At 41.3% G+C, this 11,992-nt stretch carries 8 protein-coding genes and 3 pseudogenes; 8 read left to right on the top strand and 3 right to left on the bottom strand.

Going from position 1 to position 11,992, the window contains the following annotated elements; genetic code table 11:
• The 4 genes and pseudogenes from FTT77_RS16285 to FTT77_RS16270 all read left to right on the top strand — a co-directional run.
• Positions 1 to 126, top strand: a pseudogene (locus FTT77_RS16285) (IS6 family transposase); the annotation flags it as partial.
• 238 nt (positions 127 to 364) lie between these two features.
• Positions 365 to 1,689, top strand: a pseudogene (locus tag FTT77_RS16280) (ISNCY family transposase).
• Positions 1,690 to 1,915: 226 nt separating this feature from the next.
• Positions 1,916 to 2,197 carry a type II toxin-antitoxin system RelB/DinJ family antitoxin gene (locus FTT77_RS16275; RefSeq protein ID WP_035270626.1) on the top strand — a complete coding sequence of 94 codons (282 nt, stop codon included), beginning with the start codon at positions 1,916 to 1,918 and terminating at the stop codon, positions 2,195 to 2,197.
• Entirely contained in the window at positions 2,197 to 2,517 is a 321-nt protein-coding gene (locus FTT77_RS16270) for a hypothetical protein (protein WP_104442421.1), read from the top strand. The genes FTT77_RS16275 and FTT77_RS16270 overlap by 1 nt, the downstream gene beginning before the upstream one ends.
• Before the next feature lie 284 nt (positions 2,518 to 2,801).
• Here the strand turns inward: FTT77_RS16270 and FTT77_RS16265 are convergent, their stop codons facing one another.
• Entirely contained in the window at positions 2,802 to 3,419 is a 618-nt protein-coding gene (locus tag FTT77_RS16265; protein ID WP_180109560.1) for a MarC family protein, read from the bottom strand.
• Between the two features lie 12 nt (positions 3,420 to 3,431).
• A complete protein-coding gene (locus FTT77_RS16260) occupies positions 3,432 to 5,492 on the bottom strand; it encodes a choline transporter (protein ID WP_180109559.1) in 2,061 nt (686 codons plus the stop codon).
• Between the two features lie 545 nt (positions 5,493 to 6,037).
• Between FTT77_RS16260 and betI the strand changes: the two genes are divergently transcribed.
• The 4 genes and pseudogenes from betI to FTT77_RS16240 form a co-directional block, all read left to right on the top strand.
• Positions 6,038 to 6,664 carry a transcriptional regulator BetI gene (gene betI / locus FTT77_RS16255; RefSeq protein WP_117008160.1) on the top strand — a complete coding sequence of 209 codons (627 nt, stop codon included), beginning with the start codon at positions 6,038 to 6,040 and terminating at the stop codon, positions 6,662 to 6,664.
• Positions 6,657 to 8,129: a betaine-aldehyde dehydrogenase gene (gene betB, locus FTT77_RS16250; protein WP_180109558.1), complete on the top strand. Its 1,473-nt coding sequence runs from the start codon at positions 6,657 to 6,659 to the stop codon at positions 8,127 to 8,129. Before betI ends, betB begins: the two co-directional genes overlap by 8 nt.
• A 115-nt stretch (positions 8,130 to 8,244) precedes the next feature.
• Entirely contained in the window at positions 8,245 to 9,909 is a 1,665-nt protein-coding gene (gene betA / locus FTT77_RS16245) for a choline dehydrogenase (RefSeq protein WP_117008162.1), read from the top strand.
• Between the two features lie 175 nt (positions 9,910 to 10,084).
• Positions 10,085 to 11,217 (top strand): annotated as a pseudogene (locus tag FTT77_RS16240) (ISNCY family transposase); the annotation flags it as partial.
• Positions 11,218 to 11,395: 178 nt separating this feature from the next.
• On the opposite strand, the gene FTT77_RS16235 reads toward FTT77_RS16240, so the two are convergent.
• On the bottom strand, positions 11,396 to 11,860 hold the full coding sequence (locus tag FTT77_RS16235) for a hypothetical protein (RefSeq protein ID WP_180109557.1): 465 nt from the start codon (positions 11,858 to 11,860) through the stop codon (positions 11,396 to 11,398).
• Positions 11,861 to 11,992: the final 132 nt, after the last annotated feature.

Below are 11,992 nucleotides of genomic sequence, written 5' to 3'. Positions count from 1 at the left end.
ACGGCTTATGCCACAATTAAAGGTATTGAAGTCATGCGAGCACTACGTAAAGGACAAGCATCGTCATTTTATTATGGTCAGCCTCAGGGTGAAGTGTGTCTAATCAACAGGGTTTTCGGTCTCTAAGTACTTTTTAAAGGGAACATCATCGACTCAAATCTCTATTTGCAACAGTGCCATTTAATCTATATCAGAAATAATGAACAAAATGACATGTGTTATTTATTTAACATAATCTATATTATACGAAATCAGTCTGTAAGCCCAAAGTAGAAATGTCCGGTTTCTCCAAAGTAAAAATGTCCGCTTTTAGAATATGCGCTTTTGCGATTATCGAAGCGGACGGTTTGATATGTTGGTGTCTATGTCGGATAAAAAACTTAAACGATTGTCGGTCTTGCAGGAAATCTGCGATCAACGCATAACTCAACCTCAGGCTGCTCAGCTACTTCATATCTCAGAACGTCAAATCAGACGATTACTGCAGAAATATAAAGCTCAAGGCCCAGCTGCATTAGCACATGCTGCACGTGGCCAAACCAGCAACTCCAGGCTTCCTGAAGAAATCAGGCTCAAGTGCCTCAATCTTGTTGCTGAGCAATTCCACGGTTTTGGACCCACTTTAGCGCATGAAAAGCTCACCACTGTTCATGGATTTGATATTTCAGTGGAAACACTACGTTCTTGGATGATTGCAGCTAATTTATGGATTCCTCGCGCCAAGCGTCTGAAACGACCGTATCAGCCTCGTTATAACCGAGATTGCGTCGGTGAACTGATCCAGATTGATGGCTCATATCATGACTGGTTTGAAGGCCGTTCTGCCAAGTGCTGCCTACTGGTATTTATCGATGATGCCACAGGAAAATTACAGCATTTACGCTTCTGTGAATCAGAATCAGCCTTTGACTATATGATTTCAACACGCTTATATGTCGAACAGCACGGTAAGCCTTTAGCATTTTACAGCGACAAACATTCAGTCTTCAGGGTGAATCAAAGCAGCAATAAAGACACCAAGATCACGCAATTTGGACGTGTGCTCAGTACCCTCAATATCGATATCATCTTCGCCAACTCACCACAAGCTAAAGGCCGTGTAGAACGAGCCAATAGAACGCTTCAAGACCGTCTGATTAAAGAAATGCGTCTGGAAGGCATTAGTTCGATTGAGCAAGCCAATGCATGGTTGCCCTGCTTTATTGAGCAATTTAATCGTAAATTTGCCAAGATGGCCATTAATCCCAAGGATCTACACCGGACTGTCAGTGAAACCGCTGACGAGTTAAATGATATTTTTACCTGGCGTGAACCTCGCAAAGTTACAAACAGCCTGACGATTACATATGATAAATGCGTATATATCCTGAAAAAAACAGAAGAAAATCAAAGATTGATCGGCAAGTATATTGAGTTTCTGGAATACCCGGATGGTACGGTAGCCATTGAACACCAAGGTAGAAAAATCAATTACAGTATCTTCGATAAATTAAGTCAGCTCAACCAGCGAGAGATCGTTGAGAATAAACGTTTGGGTTCTGTACTAGCGCATATTCAACAACAGCATGAAGAATTAGAACAGCAAAACAAACGGAGTCGTTCTCAATCCATGCCACGTAGACGTGCACAGAAAACAGCAATTCAACAACGCAATTGAATCCTGTGCTTGACTTGGAAATGCCTGTATAGGACATTTCTATTTGGTTTTAAGGTAGGACATTTCTACTTAGGAATAACACAGTCTGTTAGAACCCATTTAAAGTGTCTATATTCTCACTAATAAAAATGTCCGGTCTATGATGCACATCAACAGCTACTTGGACACCAATTCTTATTAAGAATGGACACTTACTATTTACTTGTTTGGTGTCACTTTATGCCGTAAAATGGCATTGAAAAGATTAAGAGGTGTTAAATGTCTACGCTAATTAAAAAAAGAGTTCAATATACTGTGGATGAGGCAATCTCAGAATCAGCAGAGTACATAATCAAAAAAGTTGGGCTAACCCCTGCATCTGTTTTTAGTATGGTTATGGCTGAAATTGCTAAAACAGGTCGAATTCCTGTGAGTAATCAAATAAGTGATGATGATTTTAATACAGCACAGCTCATAGCCCTGAGCCATAATATTCCGAGTGTAAAAGTATCCGATACAAAATCTGCTCAAGAGTTTTTAAATGATGATGGTGGATACTAATGGCACAGGACTTGTATTGGGCTTACGTTGGTTTTACAGACATAGCAGATGGTAAAACCCGTCCTGTTTTATATATTCGACAAACAAAAAAAGACTACATCGTATTCCGTTTAAGCAGTCAATATGACAATAAATCTGACTTTATTAAAAGTAAATATATTGAAATTACAGATTGGAAATCGGTTGGACTAAGTAAAAAATCATGGATTGATACTGTACAGACATATCAATTGCCAATTGATATGACAAAATTAACTTACATTGGTAAACTTTCTAAAAATGACTATGAACGATTAATTAATCATCTTAAAGAGCAATAACTGTTTGTCCAGATTAGCACAATACTTAATGATCATTTAAATATGAATTTGCAGTAAAAAACCAGCAGAATCTTCGCAGCTGATTTTAAACAGCATCAGGTCGAACTTTATCTGCAGCCAGACACATCGGTGGGCGGTAGGACTAACAGTTATGTTTTTGGAAGATGTGTAGTAAAGGTCGACCTACTAAGCAAAAAACAAGTGAAATCCGCAAAAAAAAGTCGCCTAAGAGTATTGTCTTTTAGAATCCACCACTTAAGCTAAGCGAAAGTGGTGGGAGTATGTCAGTACGTTTCTGTTAAAACACCTAAAACCCCATTAATAATCATATCTACCGCAATAGTCCCAATCAGTAAGGCTGACAGTCGCCCGACAATATCAACATAACGGTCAATATATTTGGCATGCTTATAACGCAAATGGTCATGCGCAAATTTCATTAAAATCATCAAGCCACAGGTCAACGCCAAAGTCAGAAAAATAATCATCGCTGCGCCGCTGATTGGCAGTGCCATACCTGTCACCACAACAGCACTGATGGTTCCTGGACCAATCATAAAAGGCATCGCAATGGTTCCTGCCAAATGCTCAGGCGCACCACGCATTTCACCAATGGTATCTGCTCCCTGAAACACGTAGCGATAACCAATCACCAAGAAGATCAGACCACCAAATATTTGAAAGGCTTCAAAGCGTACATTTAAATATTTACTAAAAATCGCTTCCCCACCCCATGCGAACAGCATAAATACTATAAAAGCAATGAGACAGCCCTGAATCAAGGCTTTATTAAACACTTTAGCTTCGGAGTTCCGAATCATGCCAATCATGTAAATACTCATTAAAAACGGATTCAGCAATGAGAAAAACAAAGCAAAAGCATGTAAATATGAGGTCAACATGGTTCCTCCTAATTATCCTTGAGGGTCTGGAAATAAGGGACGATTCCCTGGACTGATTCGATTGATATGTAAGAAGGTCATATGGCGCTCATAACGATCCAGCACATCATTAATCACTTGCTCTTTGGTATAACCAACAAGGTCGTTGCCTTGAGAACCTTCATACAAATAAGTTTCAAGACGGTAGTAGAAGCGTTTACCCAGTTTGCCTCGTTCACTAAAGGTCGGAGCGATATAACGCACTGGCCAAATTTGATAGACAAAGTTTTGTTCTTCTTCCAAATGTATCATCAAATCTAAATGATATAGATTTGGGTCTTCTTCTAGTGCACTCTCTTGAACACTGATGTCGATACCTCGTTTTTGCATTTCCTCTGCAACGGCCATTACCGCAGGTCGGCAAATGTCATCGAGCATACGCCGAGTATCAGTTGTTCCTGGATGGTGCATGACTCGGGACAAACGCTTTTTCCAGTTGAGGATGTCGACATTGCCCACCACGGGTGCAGCATTTAAACTGCTACTAGCTTGTCGATAGTCTTCTAAACGCAATGACTTATACAAACCTGCCATGACCAAGAACATCACAAAACTAAACGGCAACCCCATAATGATTGTGGCATTTTGTAGTGCCGTAATCCCGTTAGCCATCAACATTGCAAGGGTTAATAAACCAATCGCTATGGCCCAGAATACACTCAACCATCGCGGTGCATCATGATCGACATTGGTAAATTGAGTGGTGAAATTACCCAACACCAGCGCACCAGAGTCCGCCGAGGTCACATAAAATAGTAAGCCAGTAATTGTGGCTACACCTGCAATAAACGGAAACCATGGATACTGAGCCAGTAAGTCATAAAAACCATGTGCAGGATTTGCAATCACACTCTGTGCAAGGGCTAAGTTACCATCAAAAATCACACTATGTAGTGCACTATTTCCAAATATTGATAACCACGTGAGTGTGAAAAACAGAGGAATAATGAGAGTTCCGCTAACAAACTCACGAATGGTTCGACCACGTGAAATCCGTGCTAAAAACAAACCTACAAATGGTGACCAAGCCACCCACCATGCCCAAAAGAACAATGTCCAACTGTTCATCCATTCTTTCGGTTGTTCAAAGGCAAAACTTTCCAAAGTCATACTTGGAAAACGGTTAATGTAGTCCCCAATATTTTGCACAAAAGCATTCAGTAAAAATTCGGTATTGCCTAAGAACAAAATAAACAGCATCAAGCCGACAGAAACATAAATATTAATCTCGGAGAGAACTCGCAGTCCCTTATTCACCCCTGAAGTCACTGAAATAATGGTCATTACCACCGCAACCACAATTAATGCGGTTTGCATCCAAAGGTTTTCAGGTAAATCAAACAACACATGTAAGCCATAGTTCAGTTGTACTACCCCAATCCCGCAGGTCGTAGCAATACCAAAAATAGTACCGATGACCGCAGCGGTATCGACACTATGACCGATCGGCCCATGAATCTTATTACCAAAGATCGGATATAAAGCAGATCGAATGGTCAGTGGTAAGTTATAGCGATAACTAAAATAGCCCAATGCCATGCCAATCAAGGCATACATACACCATCCCGTTAGACCATAGTGAAACAGCGTCCACACCATGCCTTGACGTGCAGCCTCTAGGGTCTGCCCCTCACCCACAGGTGGATGCATATAGTGAGATAAAGGTTCCGCCACCGAGAAGAACATCAAATCGATGCCGATCCCAGCTGAGAACAGCATTGCAGACCAACTTAAAAGGCTAAATTCAGGTTTGGAATGTTTGGGACCTAATTTGATATTGCCATAGCGAGAACAGGCAATGAAAATCACAAAGACCATATACAAGGTCGCTGCGAGTAAGTAATACCAACTAAAAGTTGAACTCACCCAAGCCAAAACCATATTTAAGGTTCGGTTAGCAAAGTCATTAAACAAAATGGTGGTAACAGAAAAAATTAAAATAATGAGAGCTGAAATATAAAAGACCACACCATTTAAACGGTCTTTAGGCGCTAATGTTTGATCATCAACTGCTCTTGGATTATCTGTTGCCATACAATCCTCAAGAAAGTAAATAAAAAAGACAAAAGACAATTTTTAAACTTCTCGTGGTCGAGAGCTTAAAAATCGACTAACGAAAACGACAGTATTTTTATCAGAAATAAAAACGCTATCTTCTTTAAACCCGAAGGTCTAAATCAATTATGAGGTGCATTTTCTACACAGTTTTAAAATGTGAGCCACCCTTGTTCATTGATATTTTGATAGGAATCCTACACATATCTCCCCTCAAAATGACTATAAGAGCTTTCTCAACTCGAAAAAAGTATAAAACCGTAAACCTATAGCTCATCAGCTCACTTTTCTGAATGATGTTCTGCAATTAAACCCTTATGTTACATCCTTTTGATAAATAAACAGTTATGTGGAACATCCAAAGCAATTTAGCAGTACTTTGCTTTGAATTTAACCATAAGTGTACTCATTATTGATTGAACGTTCAATCAATAATGAGTATTATAAAAAAATGCTATGATGCTTTCCATGTAAGTTATTGAATCTAACACCTTTAAATTTAAGGCAAATTGTTTTGGATTGTCATGAATAAACGTAGAGTAAAACCTGAGCATGAGCGCCGTGAAGAAATCATTAATGCTGCCTATGCAGTCATTTATGAAGTGGGCTTATCCAATACCACCATTGCTCAAATTGCAAAAAAAGCACAGCTTTCTACCGGCATTGTGAGTCATTATTTTGGTGATAAACAAGGTCTCATACACAGTTGCATGCGTCAAATGCTCAATGTCTTAGCCAAGACCACGGCGAGTTATAAAGTAAAGGTGGCGCAGCCCAGTCCAGAACATTCGCTCAAAGCCATTATTGATGCCAACTTTGACATCAGTCAGGTCAACAACACTGCTATGCGGGTTTGGCTGGATTTTTGGTCTGCCAGTATGCACCTACCCGACTTAGGTCGACTGCAAAGAATTAATGACCAACGTCTTTATTCAAATTTGAAGTTTCATTTCTTGCAGCTCATGCCGAAGTCACAAGCAAGCCAAGCCGCTAAAGGGTTAGCAGCACTGATTGATGGCTTATGGTTACGTGGGAGTTTAAGTGGTCATCAAGCATTTGATCGTGATTTGGCACGTTCTATTGCATACGACTATGTCGATATGCAACTTCGCTTAATTCAACAGATACGGCAGGAACAACAAAATGAATGATGTACAGCTTCACTCGCTTTATATTCACGGACAATATTTCAATGCCACCAGTGATCAAACCTTTGACAGTATCAATCCTGCTACAGGTCAGGTCATTGCCACTATTCAGCAAGCATCCAAAGCTGATGCCGATGCAGCAGTGCAAAGTGCTGTACAAGGGCAGCGTGAATGGGCTGCCAAAACAGCGGTCGAACGTGCCCGTATTTTACGTCGTGCAGTCGATATTTTACGCGCACGTAATGACGAGTTAGCTCGCCTTGAAACACTCGATACAGGGAAAGCCTTCAGTGAAACTTCTACTGTGGACATTGTCACTGGTGCAGATGTTTTAGAGTACTACGCAGGACTTGCAACGGCCATTCAAGGTGAACAAGTACCACTACGTGAAAGTAGTTTTTTCTACACACGCCGTGAACCTTTAGGTGTAGTGGCAGGGATTGGTGCTTGGAATTATCCAATCCAAATAGCACTTTGGAAATCAGCTCCGGCTCTCGCCGCAGGGAATGCCATGATTTTTAAACCTAGCGAAGTGACCCCTCTTACCGCCTTAAAGTTGGCAGAGATCTACACTGAAGCAGGCGTACCTGCTGGTGTTTTCAACGTGGTACAAGGTTTTGGTGCTGAAGTGGGTCAATGGTTGACTGAACACCCCGACATTCAAAAAATTTCGTTCACAGGTGGTGTGGCAACGGGTAAAAAGGTTATGGCCAGTGCTGCGGCTTCTAGTCTCAAAGAAGTCACCATGGAGCTCGGTGGCAAATCACCTCTCATTATTTGTGCAGATGCCAACCTTGATCGCGCAGCCGATATTGCGGTAATGGCGAACTTCTTTAGCTCAGGTCAAGTATGTACCAATGGCACCCGTGTATTTGTACCACAAACCCTCAAGGCTGCATTTGAACAGGCTGTGATTGCACGTGTAAAACGTATCCGCATAGGTGACCCGATGCAGGCTGAAACCAACTTTGGACCTTTAGTCAGCTTTCCGCATATGGAAAAAGTCTTGTCTTATATTGAGTCAGGCAAACAACAAGGTGCGACTTTATTGATTGGTGGACAACGTGGAACTGAAGCAGCACTTGCTCAGGGCGCATATGTTTTACCTACCGTGTTCACCGACTGTCATGACGACATGCACATTGTGCAAGATGAAATCTTTGGTCCAGTCATGAGCATTTTAAGCTATGACAGTATTGAAGAAGCTATTCAACGTGCCAACAACACCAGTTATGGTTTAGCTGCGGGTGTGGTCACACAAGATATTTCCCAAGCTCATCGCATTATTCATCAGCTTGAGGCAGGCATTTGCTGGATCAATACTTGGGGCGAATCCCCTGCTGAAATGCCTGTGGGTGGTTATAAACAGTCAGGGGTCGGACGTGAAAATGGCATTACCACACTTGAACACTATACCCGCATCAAATCGGTTCAAGTTGAACTAGGCGAATACCAAAGTATTTTTTAAAGTCTGAATTTTAGCTAGCTAAATCCTTACTTCCTTTTTATTTTTTTTTCATCCTCAACTCAACATGTGGCCACGTTCTCATGCAACGTGGCCCTGCCATAGAAAAAGGATCATTATGCATTCTCAACACTACGATTATATTGTTATTGGCGCAGGTTCAGCAGGTAATGTACTGGCTGCTCGTTTAACCGAAGACCCAGATGTTTCCGTGCTCTTACTCGAAGCAGGTGGTCCCGATTATCGTATCGACTTCCGTACTCAGATGCCTGCTGCCTTAGCCTATCCCTTGCAAGGTCGTCGTTATAACTGGGCGTATTTAACCGACCCAGAACCTCATATGAATAACCGCCGCATGGAATGTGGTCGCGGTAAAGGCTTAGGCGGTTCGTCCCTCATTAATGGCATGTGCTATATCCGTGGTAATGCCATGGACTTAGAACAATGGGCTAGCTTGAAAGGCCTTGAAAATTGGAGCTATGCCGACTGTCTGCCTTACTACAAAAAAGCAGAAACCCGTGATATTGGTGGCAATGACTATCATGGCGATGCTGGCCCTGTTTCTGTCGCCACGCCTAAAGCAGACAATAATGTTTTATTCCATGCCATGGTTGAAGCAGGTGTGCAAGCAGGCTATCCACGCACTGATGATTTAAATGGTTATCAACAAGAAGGTTTCGGCCCAATGGATCGAACCGTGACCCCCAAAGGTCGACGCTCAAGCACAGCACGTGGCTATTTAGATATGGCCAAAGGTCGAGCGAATCTAACCATTATCACCCATGCCATGACCAATCAAATTTTGTTCAATGGCAAACAAGCGATTGGTGTTGAATATATTCAAGGTGCTAATCAAAACAACTTACTTCAGGTCTATGCCAATAAAGAAGTCCTACTCTGTGCTGGAGCGATTGCATCACCGCAAATTTTGCAACGTTCGGGTGTTGGTTCAAGTACTTTACTTCAGTCTCTCGACATTCCAGTGGTGCATGACTTACCGGGTGTCGGTGAAAACCTGCAAGACCATTTAGAAATGTACTTACAATATAAGTGTAAGCAACCTGTTTCTCTCTACCCTGCTTTAAAATGGCAAAACCAACCTGCAATTGGTGCAGAGTGGTTGTTTAACGGAACAGGGATTGGAGCAAGCAATCAATTTGAAGCAGGTGGCTTTATTCGATCCTCCAAAGAGTTTGCTTGGCCAAATATTCAATACCACTTCTTGCCTGTTGCAATTAACTATAATGGCAGTAATGCCGTCAAAGAGCATGGCTTCCAAGCCCATGTCGGTTCGATGCGCTCACCTTCACGCGGTCGAGTACATGTGACATCTAAAAACCCTTTCGACCATCCAAGTATTTTATTTAACTACATGTCGACCGAACAAGACTGGCAGGAATTTCGTGACGCTATCCGGATTACTCGTGAAATTATGAACCAACCTGCACTTGATCCTTATCGAGGCGAAGAAATCAGCCCTAGAAAAGATGTGAGTACCGATGCTGAATTAGATGAATTTGTGCGAAATCACGCTGAAACTGCTTATCATCCATCCTGTAGTTGTAAAATGGGCGAAGATGATATGGCGGTAGTCGATGGACAAGGTCGTGTACATGGGATGCAAAATTTACGTGTTGTTGATGCGTCGATTATGCCGCTGATTATCACAGGTAACTTAAATGCAACCACCATTATGATGGCTGAGAAAATCGCGGATCAAATACGTGGTCATCAAGCCTTACCACGTTCAACTGCTCCATTTTACCGCGCCGATATTGATTGACATAATCAACCCACTTTCGTTTTACCTCAATTAGTGGAGTCCTGCAAATCAATCGCGATAACGTTACTTTGCGAAAGGTGAAATACTTTTAAGACAGGAAAGTGATTGGGGTGAAACGATTTGGTATCTATAAAGCAACTAAAAAAATGAATGAAAATTAATACGAGTGTTTTATTTATTAAAATCAAGATGTCTTTCCATTATTCCTGAACATCTGGTTGGATTTGGACCCAACTTGGCGCATGAAAAACTCAGCAGCATGTTTGACCTGAATATCCCGTTAGAAACGCTTCGGAGCTGGATGACGGCAATGACCTCTGGATTCCACGATCCAAGCGCCTTAAACGTCCATATCAGCCACGTTATAACCGGGATTGCTTCGGTGAGCTGATCCAGATTGATGGCTCATATCATGACTGGTTTGAAGGCCGTTCCGCGAAATGCTGCTTGCTGGTTTATCTCGATGATGCCACTAGAAAGCTGTTACATCTACGCTTTTGTGAGACGGAAACGACCTTTGACTATATTCTTTCCCCCGAGTCTACATTGAACAATACGGCAAGCCTCTGGCCTTTTATATATAGCGATAAACATTCGGTATTCCGAGTGAACTAGAAATCGAGCCAGGACAGCAAAATCACGCAATTTGGCCGGATTCTGAATGAGTTAAAGATTGATATTATCTTTGCCAACTCACCACAGGCTAAAGGTCGCGTAGAACGCGCGAATAGAACCCTTCAAGACCGTTTGATCAAGGAGATGCGTCTGGAAGGCATCAGTTCAATTGCCAAAGCCAATGCCTGGCTACCCTGCTTTATTGAGCAGTTCAACCAGAAGTTTGCCAAGTGTGCGCGAAATTCATAGAACTTACATCGTCCGCTAACAGAATCTGATGCTGAGCTGGAGGATATATTCACCTGGCAGGAACCGCGTAAGGTCACGAAGAACCTCATCATCACGTATGACAAGTGTATTTATCTGCTTGAACCGACAGAGCTAAATCATAAGCTTGTTGGGCAATACATTTCATTTCTGGAGTACCCGGATGGCACTGTAGCGATCATGCATGAAGGACGGAAGATCAACTATAGTGTCTTCAATAAACTGGCTGGACTACAGCAGAATCAAGTGGTTGAGAATAAAAGATTAGGCTCGGTTCTGGCGCATATCCAGCAACAGCATGAAGAGTTGGAAAAACAAAATAAACGTTCCCGTCTCAGGAAAAATATGCCGAGTCGTAAAGCTCAGAAAGCTGTTATTGAACAAAGAAATCTAAATCCTGTGCTTGACTTGGAAATGTCCATATAGGACATTTCTATTTGGTTATTAGGTAGGACATTTCTACTTTGGAATAACAGGTGTTTAGGTAGGTGTTATATTTCAATAACTTATGATTAAGCCGAAGTATCAAAACTTCGGCTTTTTTATGTTCCACGATATTTGAGCTGTTTTTAGGTTGTTTTGGTAGGTTATGCCAATCATTTTCCTACTTTTTAGCTATGTATCTTTTAAGTGCTGCCCGTTGTAAATTTAAGTCATCTACTAAATCTTGATCTATATCATTTAGCGCTACCATTGCTATGCCATATATATCCTTCTCTTGAGCTGCCGATGTTCGTTCAGAGTTGTAACGTAACCAAATGTGATGTTTTGAATAAAGATTCAATCCTTGTTTACTAAGTTCTAAATCTTTCAATCTAATTTGTACTGCACTACTAGTTTGGTAAGGAGAAATCTGCCCCGTTGTTACAATATCAACTGATGCATTTGCTGAACGCAGTAATTTACAGACCTTATCGTAATTATCAAATACAAACTTTTTTTCTTTAATCAGTGCATCTAAAGTGTCATTAGTTGAATAAGAAATTGTACATTCATTATTTGCGTATGTTTGTGTTGTTGAAATTAATAAAATTGATGATGCTAATGCATACTTTAGTGCTTGAATCATTTTATACAGAGATGGATCCGTAAATTTGAACAACTCCTATAAGTGATATTCTGCTCCTCAAATGATGTTATAAACATCAATATATGGAGTATTTTATGGCACGTAGACCAAGAAGAAATCATTCAAATGATT

The sequence above is a fragment of the Acinetobacter sp. YH01010 genome (assembly GCF_013420775.1).
GTDB lineage: Bacteria > Pseudomonadota > Gammaproteobacteria > Pseudomonadales > Moraxellaceae > Acinetobacter > Acinetobacter amyesii.
Note: the sequence above shows the minus strand (reverse complement) of the source record. Positions and strands in the feature narration are given on the sequence as shown.